The sequence below is a fragment of the Klebsiella sp. RIT-PI-d genome (genome assembly GCF_001187865.1).
Classification (GTDB): domain Bacteria; phylum Pseudomonadota; class Gammaproteobacteria; order Enterobacterales; family Enterobacteriaceae; genus Superficieibacter.
The window spans coordinates 268,112-286,954 of record NZ_LGIT01000017.1 but is presented as its reverse complement, the minus strand read 5'-3'; the positions used below and the strand labels follow the sequence as shown (position 1 = coordinate 286,954).

Below are 18,843 nucleotides of genomic sequence, written 5' to 3'. Positions count from 1 at the left end.
ATTTTTACCCGAGTCGCTAATTTTTGCCGCAAGGTGCTCAACCGCGAGGAGAGCGAGACCCAACAGGTCGTCGCCCGTCCACATATGACGGTTATCCCGCGTGAACAGCACGCTATTTCCCGCAAAGATATCAGCGAAAATGCCCTCAAGGTACTTTACCGACTGAATAAAGCGGGTTATGAATCGTATCTTGTCGGTGGCGGGGTGCGTGACCTTCTGCTGGGCAAAAAACCTAAAGATTTTGACGTGACCACCAATGCCACGCCGGATCAGGTGCGTAAACTGTTTCGCAACTGTCGTCTGGTCGGTCGTCGCTTCCGCCTCGCTCACGTGATGTTTGGCCCGGAAATTATCGAGGTCGCCACATTCCGCGGGCATCATGAAGATACCCAGGCCGATCGCACTACCTCCCAGCGCGGACAAAACGGGATGCTGCTGCGTGACAACATCTTTGGATCAATAGAAGAAGATGCCCAGCGCCGTGACTTTACAATCAACAGCCTTTATTACAGCGTGGCCGATTTTTCGGTTCGCGATTACGTAGGCGGAATGCAGGATCTTGAGCAGGGCGTTATCCGCCTGATTGGCGATCCTGAGACACGCTATCGTGAAGATCCGGTACGCATGCTGCGCGCTGTGCGTTTTGCCGCCAAGCTTGGTATGACCATTAGCCCTGAGACGGCTGAACCTATCCCCCGTCTGGCCTCGTTAATGAACGATGTGCCGCCCGCGCGCCTGTTTGAAGAATCGCTTAAGTTGCTTCAGGCCGGCCACGGTTACGACACCTACGTTCTGCTGTGCAAATACAGTCTGTTTCAGCCGCTGTTCCCGAGCATCACCCGCTATTTCACCGAAAACGGTGATACGCCGATGGAGCGGATTCTGGCGCAGGTGCTCAAAAATACCGACAACCGCATTCAGAATGATATGCGCGTTAACCCGGCATTCCTGTTTGCCGCGATGTTCTGGTATCCGCTGCTTGAAATGGCACAGAAGCTGGCACAGGAAGGCGGTCTGGTGTGGCAGGATGCTTTCGCGCTAGCAATGAATGAAGTGCTGGATGAGGCGTGCCGTTCACTGGCTATTCCGAAACGCATTACGTCGCTGACGCGTGACATCTGGCTGCTGCAAATGCGCATGTCCCGTCGCCAGGGTAAACGCGCCTGGAAACTGCTTGAGCATCCCAAGTTCCGCGCCTCTTACGATCTCCTGGCCCTGCGCGCAGAGATCGAAAATAACGCCGAATTGCAGCGTCTGGTGAAATGGTGGGGCGAATTCCAGGTCTCTGCGCCGCCCGCGCAAAAAGATATGCTCAACAACCTCGATGATGAGCCTGAAGCACGCCGTCGCCATCGTCGTCCGCGTAAGCGCGCCCCGCGTCGCGAAGGCAGTGCATGACCCTCGCCTATATTGCCCTCGGCAGCAATCTGGCCTCTCCGCTGGAGCAGGTCAATGCTGCCGTAAAGGCCATCGGCGAGATCCCTGACAGCCGCATCGTTGCCGTCTCCTCTTTTTACCGCACCCCGCCGTTAGGTCCGCAGGATCAACCCGACTACCTCAACGCCGCCGTGGCGCTCGACACCGCCCTCTCCCCTGAAACGCTGCTCGGTCATACCCAGCGCATTGAGCTACAGCAGGGGCGTATCCGTAAAGCTGAGCGCTGGGGGCCACGCACGTTAGATCTTGATATTATGCTGTTCGGTGACTGCATAATTAATACCGCGCGCCTGACGGTACCGCATTACGATATGAAAAATCGTGGCTTTATGCTGTGGCCGCTGTTTGAAATCGCGCCGGATCTGGTTTTTGCCGATGGTCATCGTCTGCAACAGCATCTCACGCTTCTGGGCGCAGAAAAACCTGCTCGCTGGTAAATGCCCCTGGTCTTTTTAGCGATTATTGCTTCAGGGCAATAGTATTGCTTAAAATAATTGCTCCCCTGAATGTGACTGCTAGAATGCCGCTAAATATGGCCTTTACTTTCAGGACCCAGGATGAAACCTACTACTATTTCCCTGCTGCAAAAATGCAAGCTCGAGAAAAAACGCTTCGCTACCATCACCGCTTATGACTACAGCTTTGCTAAGCTATTTGCCGATGAAGGCATTAACGTTATGTTAGTCGGTGATTCGCTGGGTATGACGGTACAAGGCCACGACTCCACCCTGCCGGTGACCGTAGAAGATATTGCCTACCATACGCGGGCAGTACGCCGGGGCGCACCAAACTGCCTGCTGCTCTCTGATTTACCTTTTATGGCCTATGCCACGCCGGAACAAACTTTCGAGAACGCCGCCATCATGATGCGCGCGGGGGCTAATATGGTCAAAATCGAGGGCGGCTTATGGCTGGCAGATACCGTGAGAATGCTGGCCGAACGCGCCGTTCCGGTTTGTGGTCATCTCGGTCTGACGCCCCAGTCGGTAAACATTTTCGGCGGCTATAAAATTCAGGGCCGCGGCGATGCCGGGCAAGTTCTGCTTGATGACGCGCTGGCCCTCGAAGCGGCAGGTGCCCAGCTGCTGGTGCTGGAGTGTGTGCCGGTTGAGCTGGCTAAACGCGTAACAGAGGCGCTGTCGATTCCGGTCATTGGCATTGGTGCGGGTAACGTCACTGACGGTCAAATTCTGGTCATGCATGACGCCTTTGGCATTACCGGCGGCCATATTCCTAAGTTTGCGAAAAATTTCCTCAGTGAAGCAGGCGACATGCGCGCCGCAGTACGACAGTATATTGCTGAAGTGGAGTCCGGCGTCTATCCGGGCGAAGAACATAGTTTTCATTAAGGAGTCATGTTGTGCTGATTATTGAAACGCTACCGCTATTGCGCCAGCATATCCGTCGTCTGCATCAGGAAGGCCAACGTATTGCTCTGGTTCCCACAATGGGAAATCTTCATGACGGCCATATGAAGCTGGTTGATGAAGCCAAAGCCCGGGCCGACATTGTTGTTGTCAGTATTTTCGTTAATCCGATGCAGTTTGATCGTGCTGAAGATTTGGCGCGTTATCCGCGCACATTACAAGAAGACTGTGAAAAGCTTAACAAGCGTAAAGTAGATATCGTCTTCGCCCCTGCCTCACAGGAGATCTATCCCCACGGTACAGAGTCACAGACATTTGTCGACGTACCGGGCCTCTCCACCATGCTGGAGGGTGCCAGCCGTCCGGGTCACTTTCGCGGCGTATCAACCATTGTCAGCAAGCTGTTCAATCTGATCCAGCCGGACATTGCCTGCTTTGGTGAGAAAGATTTTCAGCAGCTTGCGTTGATCCGCAAGATGGTTGCTGACCTGGGTTATGATATTGACATTGTTGGCGTGCCTATCATTCGCGGTAAAGACGGTCTGGCGCTCAGTTCACGTAACGGTTATTTGACCGCAGAACAGCGAAAAATCGCGCCGGGCTTGTATAACGTCATGACCGGTATTGCAGAAAAACTGCAGGCTGGCGAACGTGAGGTTAAAGAGATTGTGGCGCTGGCTGAACAAGAGCTGAATGCCATCGGATTCCGCGCTGACGATATTCAGATTCGCGATGCTGACACCTTACTGGAGCTTCAGCACACCAGTAAAAATGCGGTGATCCTGATGGCGGCCTGGCTTGGCGAGGCGCGTTTAATCGACAACCAGTCCGTTACATTAACGCAGTAGACAGCTATGGTAAATCAGGCAATACTGCCTGAGAAATTTCTCAAAGCAGGTCCTACCTGCTTCATTATGGGTATGTTTTAAAGGTAATACTTATGATTCGCACTATGCTACAGGGCAAACTCCACCGTGTGAAAGTCACCCAGGCCGACCTGCATTATGAAGGCTCTTGCGCGATCGATCAGGATTTCCTTGATGCGTCTGGCATTCTTGAAAATGAAGCCATTGATATCTGGAATGTCACTAACGGCAAACGCTTCTCCACCTACGCCATTGCGGCGGAGCGCGGATCCAAAATTATCTCGGTCAACGGAGCCGCTGCACACTGTGCTGAGGTGGGCGACATCGTGATTATTGCCAGCTTTGTCACAATGTCTGATGAAGAAGCCCGTACCTGGCGTCCTAAAGTAGCCTACTTTGAAGGCGACAATGAGATGAAACGCACGGCCAAAGCCATTCCGGTTCAGGTCGCGTAGCTGATTATCCCTGCGGCTGATTGCCAATCAGCCGCGACATGGTTTCCAGCGAGTCCGTTCTTAAGATATATAAGCGTTTGAGCAAGAACGGATTATCCCCCGGTTTCACCTTCCCTTTCACCGTCGTTACCGCCAGATGAAAACCTGCATCTTCTGCCGCTTTAACCGCTTTAGCATCGTATCCACCAAACGGGTAGGACAGATAAAGCACATGCGGATTAAACTGCCCCAGCGCCCGCCGCGAGTGCTCGAAATCAAACAAAATATTGTGGTAGCTGCGGCTCAGTAATATCGGACGATGATAAACGTTTACCCGATGCAGAAAATGGGTATGCGACTGAAAATCAAATACGTCGGCGATCTCACGCAGTTCAGAAATACTCATAAACTGAAGCGCTTTTGCATTCCAGGTTTGCGGATGGCGTTTGATACGCGAAGAAATAATAAACGCGGTTGCCTTCATTCCATACTGTTTGAGGATGGGATACGCATATCGACTTACCGACTTCAGGCCATCATCGAATGTAATAACCACTGCCCGGCCAGGCAAATTAATGGTGTTACGTACGTACCCTTCCAGCTGATACAAAGTCAGCGTGGTATAGCCCATATCACGTAGCCAGGTCATCTGGTTACTGAACGCTCGTACTGACGTGGTGGTCGAGGTGTGACGGAAACGGGTGTTCTCTTCGTCACGCAAAATATGATGATAGGTCAGAACCGGGATGCCGTTATCAATCTGGGCATCAAGGGCGCTTATCCACGCCAGCCGATGACCAATGCGGATCTGAAACCAGGTCTGATTAAGCCTATCTTTAAGTTTACTGAGAATAGGGTAACGCAGGTTGCCGGTAAAAGTGCCAAATGGCGCGCTTCCGGCGGACGGCGCGTTGTATACCGGCGTGTCTTTCCAGGTGATCAGGTTTTGGTTACTGAGCGGCTTGTTTAAGTCCCCCAACCCGTCCTGCACGCGCTGCTTTCCCTGCACCGGTTCGAGATGGCCCTTATCAATAAAGCCTTTGCCGAAGGCAAACGCAAATTCATCATAGTCGGCAGACGTTGATTCTACCGCCAGGATTTGCCCGGCACGCACATTGCCAACCGTAACCACCCGGTCACCGATTTTGGACCAGATGACTGCATCTTCGGTCGTCTGCATGTAGCGAACGGGTAACTCAGCAAAAACGCTGCCGGAGATCAGCAGCAGTGAAACAATAATAGCGCGCATTATCATGGATAATTGTAACCAGGGAGAGAACCACCGGCGCTATTGTAACAAAAGCAGAATCAATACCAATGGTTATTACTCATACAAATCATGAAGCAGCACGAACGGCGGATTTTTTTGCTGCTGATGCCATAAGCTGGTGACGTCAGGCACCCCAGAAGAAACCACCCGATCACGGAAAGCCGAGCTGCTCAACGATCCGCGCAGAGGAATCATTTGTTCTAACAATGAATAGCTCACTCCCGAGATCACTTCACAGTCTGCATGTTTATGACTCATCAGGGCGGCAACCCGATAGGGCGCCGCGCCGGAAATGTCGGTCAGGAAGATAACGCCTTTACCAGAGTCGGTAGCGTGTAGCGCATCACACATCATCCGGCTCAGCATATTGGTACTTTGCCCCGGCCAGAAATTGACCGCCCGGCACTGCGCCAGGGTACCGTACTGCTTTTCCAGACGATAAAGCAGCTCCGCTGCTTTATCGTCATAACAGGTAATCACCCAACCTAACATCGCTCACCTCCTTTGCGGGAGGCAAGTTTATCAGGTTGAAGGATTGCAGGAGATGACAGGCATCAAAGGATACCTGCCATCATAAGCAGAAAGCCCTTACTAGCTGCGCAGCCCGCGCCCGCGCTGGATCAAATACCAGCACAGCAGATAAAACGCGATGATAAAGGCGACCAGTACCGCAAACGTTGTTACCAGCGGCACATCGTGAATGCCCAGGAAGCCGTAGCGGAAGCCGCTTATCATATACACAATCGGGTTCAGTTTTGACAGCGCCTGCCAGATAGGCGGCAGCAGCGTCAGGGAATAAAATACCCCACCGAGATAGGTTAACGGCGTCAGCACAAAGGTCGGGATCAGGCTGATATCATCAAAGCTTTTAGCAAACACCGCGTTAAGCAATCCTGCCAGTGAAAACAGGATCGCCGTAAGCGCCAGGGTCAGGGCAACGAACAGCCATGAATGGACCTGAAACGGCACAAAAAACAGAGAAATCGCCGTGACCAGTACGCCCACGCACAGTCCGCGCGCCACGCCACCGCCGACATAACCGATGATGATAATGTGCGTCGGCACCGGGGCAATCAGCAGCTCTTCAATATTGCGCTGGAACTTGGCGCTGAAAAAGGAGGAGGCAACGTTGGCGTACGCATTAGTGATAACCGACATCATGATCAGGCCCGGCACAATAAATTGCATATAGCTAAAGCCGTGCATTTCACCGATCCGTGAGCCAATTAAATTACCAAAGATAATAAAATAGAGCGTCATGGTGATGACGGGCGGTACCAGCGTCTGGATCCAGATACGCATAAAACGGTGAATTTCTTTCGCCCAGATGCTTTTTAATGCGACCCAATACAACTGCATCATGCGCGATCTCCTTGCTTATCGTGAACCAGTGAAACAAATAACTCTTCAAGACGATTCGCCTTGTTACGCATACTGAGCACCTGCACGCCCTGAGAGCTCAGCTGGCTAAATACGCTGTTAATCCCCTGCTCGCGCAGGACTTCAACCTCAAGCGTGGACGTATCCACCAGCCGATATTGATAGCCCTCAAGCTTCGGCAGCGGACTTTTTGGCGCTAAATCGAGGATAAAGGTTTCCGACTTCAGCTTGGCGAGCAGATTTTTCATGGAGGTGTTTTCCACCAGCTCACCGTTCTGGATAATGCCGATATTGCGGCACAGCATTTCTGCCTCTTCCAGATAGTGGGTGGTCAGAATAATGGTAGTGCCTTTGTCGTTTAAATCCTTTAAAAAACTCCACATTGAGCGGCGAAGTTCGATATCAACGCCTGCGGTCGGCTCATCAAGGATCAGCAGTTTTGGCTCATGCATGAGCGCCCGGGCAATCATCAAACGGCGTTTCATCCCGCCGGACAGCATCCGTGCACGTTCGTTGCGTTTATCCCACAGATCGAGCTGTTTCAGATACTTTTCGCTGCGCTCGACCGCATCTTTATGCTCAACGCCATAGTATCCGGCCTGGTGAACGACAATTTGTTGCACCGTCTCAAACGGGTTGAAGTTAAATTCCTGCGGCACCAGCCCAAGCTGGCGTTTAGCGTTGACGACGTCTTTTGCAAGATCGTAACCAAACACGCTTACCCGCCCCGAGGTTTTATTAACCAGTGAACTAATGATGCCAATGGTGGTGGATTTACCCGCGCCGTTAGGCCCGAGAAGCGCGTAGAAATCCCCCGCTTCTACCTGTAGGTCGATCCCGCGCAGCGCCTGTACGCCGCCGGGATAGGTCTTTTTAAGCTGCTCAATTTCCAGTGCAATGGTCATGAATTTTTACTTACCTTACGTTCTGACACTTTATATGTGGTTTAAATCATCCGGGAGTTGACCTATATTAGCCCAACGCAATTATCTGGTTACAGGTCGTTAACCTCCATGAAAGACATAGATACACTCATCAGTAACAATGCACTATGGTCAAAAATGCTGGTGGAAGAAGATCCCGGATTTTTTGAAACGCTGGCTCAGGCTCAAAAGCCACGTTTTCTCTGGATTGGATGTTCCGATAGCCGCGTTCCCGCTGAACGTCTGACTGGCCTTGAACCCGGCGAGCTGTTTGTTCACCGTAACGTGGCTAACCTGGTGATCCACACCGATCTCAATTGCCTCTCCGTCGTTCAGTACGCTGTCGACGTGCTGGAAGTTGAACACATTATTATCTGCGGCCACTACGGTTGCGGCGGCGTACAGGCAGCCGTGGAAAATCCGGAACTCGGTCTTATCGATAACTGGCTGCTGCACATTCGCGATATCTGGTTTAAGCATAGCTCCCTGCTGGGAGAAATGCCGCAGGAACGTCGTCTGGACACCCTGTGCGAGCTGAACGTGATGGAGCAGGTCTATAACCTCGGCCATTCGACCATTATGCAGTCTGCATGGAAACGTGGTCAGAAAGTAACGATTCACGGCTGGGCTTACGGCATTCACGACGGTCTGCTGCGCGATCTCGATGTGACCGCGACTAATCGCGAATCGCTGGAGCAGCACTACCGCAAAGGTGTTTCTAACCTGCGTTTAAAACACATCAACCACAAGTAATCGGCAGCCTGCGGCGTCGTACACGTTTCTGCCGGGCGGCATACGCTTGCCCGGCATTGTTTTCTGACGGCTTACTCGTCCAGCATTACCACTTTGCCGACATACGGCAGATGACGATAGCGCTGAGCGTAATCAATGCCGTAACCCACCACGAATTCATCCGGGATGGAAAAACCCACGAACTCTACCGGCACGTCAACCTCGCGGCGCGATGGCTTATCCAGCAGGGTACAAATCGCCAGCGACTTTGGCCCGCGCAGGCTTAAAATTTCCCGCACTTTCGACAGCGTATTGCCCGAGTCGATAATATCTTCAACGATCAGCACATCTTTGCCGCGAATATCTTCATCCAGATCTTTCAGGATTTTGACATCGCGGGTGGTGGACATGCCGCTGCCATAGCTGGAGGCGGTCATAAAATCGACTTCATGGGAAACCTGCACTTCACGGCACAGATCCGCCATAAACATAAACGAACCGCGCAGCAGGCCCACCAGCACCATTTCACTCCCGCTGTCTTTATAGCGTTCGGTGATCTGACGGCCCAGCTCAGCGATACGGGTTTTGATTTCCGTTTCCGGGATCATCACTTCAACAGTATGTTTCATTTAGCCAACCATATGATTTTCAGATAAATCACTCAACACCGCCGCCTCAGACAGCCGCATTGATCAGTAAGCGCCGTAGTATATCAGCAAAATAATTTTAACGGGCAATCGTGTAATAAAGCTCATTTTGTGATGACGATCACATATGTTAAATCCTATAATAAATTGCTACTAAAATATTAATTAATTGAAAGAGTATTCTTTTATGGCAGAGATAAAACCCCGTACGTCACGCATTCTGGTGACGTTGACAGCGCTGTTCGCCGTGTTCTGCGGACTGTATCTGTTGATTGGCGGTATCTGGCTGGTCGCAACAGGCGGCTCCTGGTATTACCCAATCGCAGGCCTTATCATGCTGGGCGTAGCCTGGCTTCTGTGGCGCGGCAAGCGTTCAGCGCTGTGGTTATATGCCGGGCTGTTGCTGGCGACCATGATCTGGGGCGTCTGGGAAGTCGGCTTTGACTTCTGGGCGCTGACCCCACGCTGCGACATTCTGGTGTTCTTTGGCATCTGGCTGATTTTGCCGTTTGTCTGGCGCCGGCTGATTTTCCCGTCTGCGGGCGCGGTTGCTGCACTGGTAGTGGTCCTGCTGTTAAGCGGCGGAATGCTGACCTGGGCTGGCTTTAACGATCCGCAGGAAGTCAGCGGCACGCTGCACGCGGATTCAACGCCTGCTGAGCCGATCTCAACGGTTGCCGATCAGGACTGGCCAGCGTATGGCCGTAACCAGGAAGGCCAGCGTTATTCTCCCCTCAAGCAAATCAATGCCGATAACGTTCACAAGCTGAAAGAAGCCTGGGTATTCCGCACCGGCGATTTCAAAAAAGAGAATGATTCTGGCGAGCTGACGAACGAAGTCACGCCGATTAAAGTTGGTGACACGCTGTACCTGTGTACTGCTCACCAGCGTCTGTTTGCGCTTGATGCGGCAACCGGTAAAGAGAAATGGCATTACGATCCGCAGCTCAATTCAACCCCTTCGTTCCAGCACGTAACCTGCCGTGGTGTCTCTTATCACGAAGCCAAAGCAGACAGCGCGCCGGCAAATGCAGTAGCAGATTGCCCGCGTCGTATCATTCTGCCGGTCAACGATGGTCGTCTGATTGCGCTGAATGCCGAGACCGGCAAACTGTGTGAATCCTTTGCCAATAAAGGCATTCTGAATCTGCAAACCAACATGCCGGATCAGACGCCGGGGCTGTACGAGCCAACATCGCCGCCGATCGTGACGGATAAAACTATTGTGATTGCCGGTTCGGTCACCGATAACTTCTCGGTGCGCGAAACCTCTGGCGTGATCCGCGGCTTTGACGTCAATACCGGCGATCTGCTGTGGGCCTTCGATCCGGGTGCGAAAGATCCGAATGCCATTCCGTCGGATGAACACACCTTTACCTTTAACTCGCCGAACTCGTGGGCACCTGCGGCCTATGATGCCAAACTGGATCTGGTCTATCTGCCGATGGGCGTCACCACACCGGATATCTGGGGTGGCAACCGTACGCCGGAGCAAGAACGTTACGCCAGTTCAATCGTGGCGCTGAATGCAACTACCGGTAAGCTGGCATGGAGCTATCAGACCGTTCACCACGATCTGTGGGATATGGATATGCCGTCCCAGCCGACGCTGGCGGACATTACGGTTAACGGTAAAACGGTTCCGGTGGTCTATGCCCCGGCGAAAACCGGCAACATCTTTGTGCTGGATCGCCGTAATGGCGAACTGGTGGTTCCGGCCCCGGAAAAACCGGTTCCGCAAGGTGCGGCAAAAGGTGATTACGTCACTAAAACGCAGCCGTTCTCCGATCTTAGTTTCCGTCCGAAGAAAGATTTGAGCGGCGCGGATATGTGGGGCGCGACAATGTTTGACCAGCTGGTCTGTCGCGTGATCTTCCAGCAAATGCGTTATGAAGGCATTTTCACTCCGCCATCAGAACAAGGCACGCTGGTATTCCCGGGTAACCTGGGGATGTTCGAGTGGGGCGGCATCTCTGTCGATCCAAATCGTCAGGTGGCGATTGCTAACCCAATGGCCCTGCCGTTTGTGTCGAAGCTGATGCCACGCGGCCCGGGTAATCCGATGGAACAGCCGAAAGATGCGAAAGGCAGCGGTACCGAAGCCGGTATTCAGCCGCAGTACGGCGTGCCTTATGGCGTTACGCTGAACCCGTTCCTGTCTCCGTTTGGTTTGCCGTGTAAACAGCCGGCCTGGGGTTATATCTCCGCGCTGGATCTGAAAACCAACGAGGTGGTATGGAAAAAACGTATCGGTACGCCGCGCGATAGCCTGCCGTTCCCGATGCCGTTTAAAGTGCCGTTTAACCTCGGTATGCCGATGCTGGGCGGTCCGATTTCCACTGCCGGTAACGTGCTGTTTATTGGGGCGACTGCCGATAACTACCTGCGTGCTTATAACATGAGCAACGGGGATAAGTTGTGGGAAGGCCGTTTACCTGCGGGTGGCCAGGCAACGCCGATGACCTATGAAGTGAATGGCAAACAGTATGTTGTCATTTCTGCGGGCGGTCACGGTTCGTTTGGTACCAAAATGGGTGATTATATCGTCGCTTACGCTCTGCCGGACGACGAGAAGTAAGGTATCCATCCCCCTCTTCCGCCGGAAGAGGGGGATCGGCGCTCAACAATGCCGGATGGCGGCACGGTGCTACACCGTAAAGCCCATCATCATGCCGGTATCTTCATGCTCAAGCAGGTGGCAATGCGCCATATAAGCGCACTCCTTTGGCGCGTCATGATTGAAACGGACCAGTACTTCACTGACGCCGCCGTTCACATTGACCGTATCTTTCCAGCCTGCGCGATGGGCTACGGGAGGACGACCGTTTTCAGACAGAATGCGGAATTGTGTACCGTGAATATGGAAGGGATGCAGCATCATGTCGCCCTCACCCGATATCACCCAGCGCTCAAACTGCCCTTTTTGCGCGGCAAACAGCGGCGTATCCATAGCAAACGCCTGACCGTTAATCCGGTTGGCGCTATGAAAATCGAACGCCTGACTGCCGTGGCCCATCGCGCCATGATCCATTGCACCATGATGCATGTTACCGTGATCCATTCCGCTCATCGCCTGCGCGCCGTATTTTTCCTGTAAGGCCTGCATTCCCATCATATCGAGCATCGGGTCCATAGAGAGCTGGAATTTACGCCGGGTAAGATCCGAAAGCGCAGGCAGCGCAGGAACCGTGACCAGCGAATCCGGGAGCGTCGCGGAGGCGGCAATGCGCAGCGGCTGCACGCGCAGTATCGGCTGTGGCCGGTCGAAAGGCGCGACGGCCATCCCCATTTGACTGACCGGTAAAGTCACCAGATCGAACGGTTTACCGTCCTGGGTATCCACCAGCACCTCAAAACGCTCGCCCATTAACATCGACAACTCAGTGACTTTGACCGGCTCCGCCAGCAGCCCGCCGTCGCTGGCAATCACATATAGCGGGCGCTTGTCGCTGGCGGCGACGTTCAGCGAACGCGCATTACAGCCGTTGAGCAGGCGTAATCTCAGCCAGCCTCGCGGGGCATTATGCTGGGGAAACGGCGCACCGTTAGCCAGAAGCGTATCGCCAAACCAGCCGACGGCAGCGGTCATCATATCCAGCTGATAATCTATTTCGCCGCTGGCGGTAAAACGCTTGTCCTGCACGATCACCGGTAGATCATCAATGCCCCACTGCTGCGGCAAACGCAGGCTGCGGCTGTCATCGTCATCAATGATGACCAGTCCTGCCAGCCCCATCGCCACCTGGCGCCCGGTTTTACCGTGCTGATGGGGGTGAAACCAGCAGGTTGCTGCCGGCTGATCGGGCGTGAATGTCACCGAACGCGACTCACCGGCTTTTATCACCCCCTGAGGGCCACCGTCGACAGCACCGGGCACTTCCAGCCCGTGCCAGTGAACCGTCGTCTCTTCTGTCAGGGTGTTGTGAATATCAACGGTAACCGCCTTTCCCTGACGCAGGCGGATCGCCGGACCCAGTAGCGCGCCGTTATAGCCCCAGGTAGCGCTGGTGACGGGGCCAAACGTCGATGTCCCTGCCTGAACACTCAGCCTGATGTGATTACGCGCATCGGCGGTTAACAGTTGCGGGATCGGCAGCGCCGGGCGTTCGGCAGCAAAGGCGGTTTTGCTCCAGAGAGGCAGTGCGCTAAACGCGCCAATAGCGGCGGAATATTTTAAAAAGTCGCGGCGTTGCATCGTATTTTCCTTATTGTCGGCAGGCGGTCTATGAGCTTAAACCCTCCCCTAACCGGAACGTCAAGTATAACTGTGATAATTAAGTTCACGCGCTATCATCAGGTGTGCTAACGTTGCATTTCCGTAAGCAGTGGTAGAAAGAATGAAGACTTTTTTCAGAATAATTGTTCCTGGAATGCTTTTAGCATTATCCACAAACAGCTATGCGCTGAGCGAATCTGAAGCTGAAGATATGGCCGATCTCACCGCCGTCTTTGTGTTTCTGAAAAATGACTGTGGCTACCAGAACTTACCTAATACCCAAATTCGTCGGGCGCTGCTCTTTTTTGCTCAGCAGAATCAGTGGGACCTGAGCAACTACGAAACCTACAACATGAAAACGTTAGGTGAAGACAGCTACCGCGACCTTAGCGGTATCGGTATTCCTACCGCCAAAAAATGTAAAGCGCTGGCTAAAGATTCCTTAAGCTTACTCGCCTACGTTAAATAGCCTCTCTTCGCTATACTCATTCTCTTTGTGGTGAAACATTGACCGTGCATACGCGGTCAATGTTAGCTATTATGTTGCGCCCATTTTTCATGGGTGTTAATGAGGGAGAATGGAATGAGCGATAACACCGCATGGCACGAAACGCTACACGATCAATTTGGGCAATATTTTGCTATTGATAACGTGCTGTACCATGAGAAAACCGATCATCAGGATCTGATCATTTTCGAAAACGCTGCTTTTGGTCGCGTCATGGCGCTGGATGGCGTGGTGCAAACCACCGAGCGCGATGAGTTTATTTACCACGAAATGATGACCCACGTTCCGCTGCTGGCGCACGGTCACGCGAAGCACGTGCTGATTATTGGCGGCGGCGACGGTGCAATGCTGCGGGAAGTGTCGCGGCATAAAAATATCGACACTATCACGATGGTGGAAATCGATGAAGGCGTGGTCTCTTTTTGTCGTCAGTATTTACCTAATCATAATGCCGGTGCCTATGACGATCCGCGTTTCACGCTGACCATCGACGACGGCGTTAATTTTGTTAATCAAACCACGCAAACTTTTGATGTCATCATCTCTGACTGTACCGACCCGGTCGGTCCCGGTGAAAGCCTGTTTACCTCGGCGTTTTATGAAGGCTGTAAGCGCTGCCTCAATCCGGGCGGCATTTTTGTCGCGCAGAACGGCGTCTGTTTTTTGCAGCAGGATGAAGCTATCGACAGCCACCGCAAGCTGGGTCAATATTTCGCTGACGTCAGCTTTTATCAGGCGGCGATCCCGACCTATTACGGCGGCATTATGACCTTCGCCTGGGCGACGGATAACGAGGCCCTGCGCACGCTCTCTACCGAAATTATTCAGGCGCGCTTTCATCAATCTGCGCTCACCTGCCGCTATTACAATCCGGCCATTCACACCGCGGCTTTTGCCCTGCCGCAATATTTGCAGGACGCCCTGTCCGCACCGCGATCCTAAGGAGGTGATAAAAATTGAAAAAACTGAAGCTGCACGGCTTTAACAATCTGACCAAAAGCCTGAGTTTTTGTATTTATGATATCTGCTACGTGAAAACGGCGGCAGAGCGCGATGGCTATATCGCCTATATCGACGAACTCTATAATGCCAACCGTCTGACCGAAGTGCTCACCGAGACGTGCTCGATTATCGGTGCCAATATCCTGAATATTGCCCGTCAGGATTATCAACCGCAGGGTGCCAGCGTCACGATCCTGGTCAGCGAAGAGCCGGTCGATCCGCAGTTAATTGATACTACCGAGCATCCCGGCCCGCTGCCTGAAGCCGTTGTTGCCCATCTCGATAAAAGTCATATCTGCGTTCACACTTACCCGGAAAGCCATCCTGAAGCGGGTCTGTGTACGTTTCGGGCAGATATTGAAGTATCGACCTGCGGCGTCATTTCGCCGCTTAAGGCGCTCAATTATCTGATCCACCAGCTTGAATCCGATATTGTCACCGTTGATTACCGCGTGCGCGGCTTTACCCGTGACGTGAATGGCATGAAGCATTTTATCGATCATGAGATCAATTCGATTCAGAACTTTATGTCTGAAGACATGAAGTCGCTGTATGACATGATGGACGTGAACGTTTATCAGGAAAATATTTTCCATACCAAAATGCTGCTTAAGGAATTTGATCTTAAGCACTACATGTTCCATACCCGGCCTGAAGATTTAACGGCAGATGAGCGCAAGGTCATCACCGACCTGCTGTGGAAGGAAATGCGCGAGATTTATTACGGTCGCAATATTCCTGCGATTTAAGCGTGCTGCGGAGCAAGGATGCCCCGCCCGGTTATTTTTGCTGCACGAACGTGCGGTAGGCGGCAACCACCTGAAGAAAGTCCTCTACACCACACAGCGACAGGCTTTCTTCATCGTAGTAGCTCATTCCCTCTTCCATTTCATCACCGGAAATCGCCAGTTGATTGGCGCGGATCATCACTTCTTCGTCATCCATCCACAGGGTGTACTCATGCCCGGTCCGCTGCCAGCTGCGTTCGCTGCCTTTTACTGCACGCGCCGCCTGTTCAACTTCATCCAGCAGGGCAAAATTCTCTTTCACCTCTTCGTTGAACCAGTGTCCGACCACTTCATGGCCCATTGACATCCGTACCTTTACCAGTCCGGTGACATCGCGCAAAAATTCGTATTCCATCATTTGTTCCTCTGCTGTCGCAATACGTCATTGCTGCATTGCCGTTGAGATTAATTATCGCAGCAGGGAGCAAGAAAAGCAGCGGGATAAGTGGAAGGAATGAAATAAAAAAACCCTTTCGTCAGGAAAGGGTTTTGTCAGTTGAGCCGGAAGTGAGGATTACACTGCGGTCTGGAAAATCACCCCGTCGGCTTTCTCGGTGTACTGTTCAAGCTGATCGAAGTTCAGATAACGATAGGTATCTGCGGCCGTCTTATCCACCTGGGCCACCGAGCTCAGGTACTCTTCCCGCGTTGGCAGACGTCCAATGAGCGCAGCAATTGCCGCCAGCTCCGCTGACGCCAGATACACATTCGCACCGGTCCCTAAGCGGTTCGGGAAGTTACGCGTAGAGGTGGAAACCACCGTCGACCCGTCTGCCACGCGCGCCTGGTTGCCCATGCATAGGGAGCAGCCCGGAATTTCGACACGTGCGCCGCTCTTACCAAAGATGCTGTAGTAGCCCTCTTCGGTAAGCTGAGCTGCATCCATACGCGTAGGCGGAGCCACCCACAGGCGAGTCGGCAGCTGGCCCTGATGCGCATCCAGCAGCTTGCCCGCCGCGCGGAAGTGACCGATATTGGTCATGCAGGAGCCGATGAATACTTCATCGATCTTCTCACCCGCCACGTCGGAGAGCAAACGCGCATCGTCCGGATCGTTTGGCGCGCAGAGGATCGGCTCATGAATATCGGCCAGGTCAATCTCAATGACCGCCGCGTATTCCGCGTCAGCATCCGCTTCCAGCAGTTGCGGGTCCGCCAGCCATTTTTCCATGCCCTGAATACGACGCTCAATGGTACGACGGTCGCCGTAACCCTCAGCGATCATCCACTTCAGCAGGACAATGTTAGAGGTCAGATACTCGGTGATCGGCGCTTTATCAAGCTTGATGGTACAGCCCGCAGCGGAACGCTCGGCAGAGGCATCGGCCAGTTCAAACGCCTGTTCGACTTTCAGCTCCGGCAGCCCTTCAATTTCAAGGATGCGCCCGGAGAAGATGTTTTTCTTGCCTTTCTTCTCAACGGTCAGCAGGCCCTGGCGAATGGCATACAGCGGAATGGCGTGAACCAGATCGCGCAGCGTAATGCCCGGCTGCATGGTGCCTTTAAAACGCACCAATACCGATTCCGGCATATCCAGTGGCATAACGCCGGTCGCTGCGGCAAACGCCACTAAACCGGAACCAGCCGGGAAGGAGATGCCTACCGGGAAGCGGGTATGGGAGTCACCGCCGGTGCCGACGGTATCCGGCAACAGCATACGGTTCAGCCAGGAGTGAATGATGCCATCGCCCGGACGCAGAGAGACGCCGCCACGGTTCATAATGAAGTCCGGCAACGTATGGTGAGTCGTCACGTCAACCGGCTTCGGATACGCCGCCGTATGACAGAAGGACTGCATTACCAGATCGGCTGAGAAGCCCAGACAGGCGAGATCTTTCAGCTCATCACGGGTCATCGGTCCGGTGGTGTCCTGCGAGCCAACCGAGGTCATTTTCGGTTCGCAGTATTCGCCGGGACGCACGCCGGTGACGCCACAGGCGCGGCCAACCATTTTCTGCGCCAGAGAGAAGCCTTTATCGCTGGCTTCAACCGCTTTTGCGATGCGGAAAACGTCGCTGTGCGGCAGGCCCAGCGCTTCACGGGCTTTAGTGGTCAATCCGCGACCGATAATGAGCGGAATACGACCACCCGCACGCACTTCGTCAATCAGCACGTCGGTTTTTAATTCAAAGGTTGCCAGCAGCTCATCACTATGATGATTGCGCACTTCCCCTTTGAACGGGTAAACGTCAATAACGTCGCCCATGTTCAGTTTGTTAACATCCACTTCGATTGGCAGCGCGCCCGCATCTTCCATGGTGTTAAAGAAAATAGGAGCGATTTTACCGCCCAGAACCACCCCGCCGCCGCGCTTATTCGGCACATTCGGGATGTCGTCGCCCATAAACCACAGTACCGAGTTGGTCGCAGATTTACGTGACGACCCGGTGCCCACCACGTCGCCGACGTAGGCCAGCGGGAACCCTTTTTGCTGTAATGCCTCGATTTGCAGGATCGGGCCAATGCTGCCGGGTTTATCCGGGAAAATGCCGTCGCGGGCGTTTTTCAGCATCGCCAGGGCGTGCAGCGGAATATCCGGGCGCGACCAGGCATCCGGAGCCGGAGAGAGATCGTCAGTGTTAGTTTCGCCGGTCACTTTGAAGACGGTAACGGTAATTTTTTCGGCCAGCGATGGACGTTTCAGGAACCAGTCAGCGTTTGCCCAGGAGAGCATTACCTGCTGCGCATGCAGATTACCCGCTTTGGCTTTTTCTTCTACATCATAGAAGTTATCGAACATCAGCAGGGTATGAGACAAGGCATTAACAGCAATCGGTGCCAGCGCGTCATTGTCCAGCGCCTCAATCAGCGGGTGAATGTTATAGCCGCCCTGCATGGTACCCAGCAGCTCTACGGCTTTTTCGGGGCTAACCAGCGGCGAATGGGCTTCACCTTTGGCGACGGCGGCCAAAAAGCCTGCTTTAACATAGGCGGCTTCATCAACGCCCGGCGGCACGCGGTTTATTAACAGATCTAACAGGAATTCTTCTTCGCCTTCAGGCGGATTCTTCAGCAGCTCAACTAACCCGGCCATCTGGGTTGCATCTAAGGGCTTCGCTACAATCCCTTCAGCGGCACGCTCAGCTACGTGCTTACGGTAATCATCTAGCACGACGGTTCTCCTCGCTCTCATTGTCATAGTGCGGCAGGCGTTCTCTTCACGCTCCTGTGAAACAGTAGTTTGTAGGGTAAATGCCCGGTACCGCAACGGGCAGAATAGCAGGATTTTAGTGGGGTGTTAATCTGTTTACAAAAAAGCAACATTAAATTATT

General features: G+C 53.2%; 18 protein-coding genes. 10 read left to right on the top strand and 8 right to left on the bottom strand.

What is annotated here, in order from left to right:
• The 5 genes from pcnB (at position 1) to panD (ending at position 4,125) form a co-directional block, all read left to right on the top strand.
• On the top strand, positions 1–1,398 hold the full coding sequence (gene pcnB, locus AC791_RS18650; protein WP_072094408.1) for a polynucleotide adenylyltransferase PcnB: 1,398 nt from the start codon (positions 1–3) through the stop codon (positions 1,396–1,398).
• A complete protein-coding gene (gene folK / locus AC791_RS18645) occupies positions 1,395–1,874 on the top strand; it encodes a 2-amino-4-hydroxy-6-hydroxymethyldihydropteridine diphosphokinase (protein WP_049841973.1) in 480 nt (159 codons plus the stop codon). The genes pcnB and folK overlap by 4 nt, the downstream gene beginning before the upstream one ends.
• 120 nt (positions 1,875–1,994) lie before the next feature.
• A complete protein-coding gene (gene panB, locus AC791_RS18640; RefSeq protein WP_049841972.1) occupies positions 1,995–2,786 on the top strand; it encodes a 3-methyl-2-oxobutanoate hydroxymethyltransferase in 792 nt (263 codons plus the stop codon).
• A gap of 11 nt (positions 2,787–2,797) precedes the next feature.
• Positions 2,798–3,652 (top strand): pantoate--beta-alanine ligase, encoded by an 855-nt coding sequence (panC, locus tag AC791_RS18635; RefSeq protein WP_049841971.1) that lies wholly within the window; start codon positions 2,798–2,800, stop codon positions 3,650–3,652.
• A gap of 92 nt (positions 3,653–3,744) precedes the next feature.
• Complete coding sequence (gene panD, locus AC791_RS18630; protein WP_023178331.1) at positions 3,745–4,125, top strand: aspartate 1-decarboxylase; 381 nt, start codon at positions 3,745–3,747, stop codon at positions 4,123–4,125.
• Between the two features lie 4 nt (positions 4,126–4,129).
• Here panD and AC791_RS18625 read toward each other — a convergent pair whose 3' ends face one another.
• The 4 genes from AC791_RS18625 to AC791_RS18610 all read right to left on the bottom strand — a co-directional run bounded on the left by AC791_RS18625 (position 4,130) and on the right by AC791_RS18610 (position 7,659).
• Positions 4,130–5,353, bottom strand: coding sequence for a polysaccharide deacetylase family protein (locus AC791_RS18625; protein WP_416202313.1), 1,224 nt, complete (start codon positions 5,351–5,353; stop codon positions 4,130–4,132).
• Positions 5,354–5,428: 75 nt separating this feature from the next.
• Complete coding sequence (locus tag AC791_RS18620; RefSeq protein ID WP_049841969.1) at positions 5,429–5,866, bottom strand: PTS sugar transporter subunit IIA; 438 nt, start codon at positions 5,864–5,866, stop codon at positions 5,429–5,431.
• Between the two features lie 99 nt (positions 5,867–5,965).
• A complete protein-coding gene (locus AC791_RS18615) occupies positions 5,966–6,736 on the bottom strand; it encodes an ABC transporter permease (protein WP_049841968.1) in 771 nt (256 codons plus the stop codon).
• Positions 6,733–7,659, bottom strand: coding sequence for an ABC transporter ATP-binding protein (locus tag AC791_RS18610; RefSeq protein WP_049841967.1), 927 nt, complete (start codon positions 7,657–7,659; stop codon positions 6,733–6,735). The genes AC791_RS18615 and AC791_RS18610 overlap by 4 nt, the downstream gene beginning before the upstream one ends.
• A gap of 108 nt (positions 7,660–7,767) precedes the next feature.
• Here AC791_RS18610 and can point away from each other — a divergent pair, with 108 nt between their 5' ends.
• Complete coding sequence (can, locus tag AC791_RS18605; protein ID WP_049841966.1) at positions 7,768–8,430, top strand: carbonate dehydratase; 663 nt, start codon at positions 7,768–7,770, stop codon at positions 8,428–8,430.
• A gap of 71 nt (positions 8,431–8,501) precedes the next feature.
• On the opposite strand, the gene hpt is transcribed toward can, so the two are convergent.
• Positions 8,502–9,038, bottom strand: a complete 537-nt coding sequence (gene hpt / locus AC791_RS18600; protein ID WP_049841965.1) for a hypoxanthine phosphoribosyltransferase — start codon at positions 9,036–9,038, stop codon at positions 8,502–8,504.
• 205 nt (positions 9,039–9,243) lie between these two features.
• Between hpt and AC791_RS18595 the strand changes: the two genes are divergently transcribed.
• Complete coding sequence (locus AC791_RS18595; RefSeq protein ID WP_049841964.1) at positions 9,244–11,634, top strand: glucose/quinate/shikimate family membrane-bound PQQ-dependent dehydrogenase; 2,391 nt, start codon at positions 9,244–9,246, stop codon at positions 11,632–11,634.
• A 69-nt stretch (positions 11,635–11,703) separates the two neighbouring features.
• On the opposite strand, the gene cueO is transcribed toward AC791_RS18595, so the two are convergent.
• Positions 11,704–13,251 (bottom strand): multicopper oxidase CueO, encoded by a 1,548-nt coding sequence (gene cueO, locus AC791_RS18590; RefSeq protein ID WP_049841963.1) that lies wholly within the window; start codon positions 13,249–13,251, stop codon positions 11,704–11,706.
• A 142-nt stretch (positions 13,252–13,393) separates the two neighbouring features.
• Here cueO and AC791_RS18585 point away from each other — a divergent pair, with 142 nt between their 5' ends.
• From AC791_RS18585 to speD, 3 genes are all read left to right on the top strand, one after another.
• Positions 13,394–13,741, top strand: a complete 348-nt coding sequence (locus AC791_RS18585; protein ID WP_049841962.1) for a YacC family pilotin-like protein — start codon at positions 13,394–13,396, stop codon at positions 13,739–13,741.
• A 114-nt stretch (positions 13,742–13,855) separates the two neighbouring features.
• The gene (gene speE, locus AC791_RS18580) at positions 13,856–14,722 is read left to right on the top strand and encodes a polyamine aminopropyltransferase (RefSeq protein WP_049841961.1); all 867 of its coding nucleotides are present in this window, start codon (positions 13,856–13,858) and stop codon (positions 14,720–14,722) included.
• A gap of 14 nt (positions 14,723–14,736) precedes the next feature.
• Complete coding sequence (speD, locus tag AC791_RS18575) at positions 14,737–15,531, top strand: adenosylmethionine decarboxylase (RefSeq protein WP_049841960.1); 795 nt, start codon at positions 14,737–14,739, stop codon at positions 15,529–15,531.
• A gap of 31 nt (positions 15,532–15,562) precedes the next feature.
• Here the strand turns inward: speD and yacL are convergent, their stop codons facing one another.
• Positions 15,563–15,925, bottom strand: a complete 363-nt coding sequence (yacL, locus tag AC791_RS18570) for a protein YacL (RefSeq protein WP_049841959.1) — start codon at positions 15,923–15,925, stop codon at positions 15,563–15,565.
• A 159-nt stretch (positions 15,926–16,084) separates the two neighbouring features.
• Positions 16,085–18,682 (bottom strand): bifunctional aconitate hydratase 2/2-methylisocitrate dehydratase, encoded by a 2,598-nt coding sequence (acnB, locus tag AC791_RS18565; RefSeq protein ID WP_148677839.1) that lies wholly within the window; start codon positions 18,680–18,682, stop codon positions 16,085–16,087.
• Between the last annotated feature and the right edge of the window lie 161 nt (positions 18,683–18,843).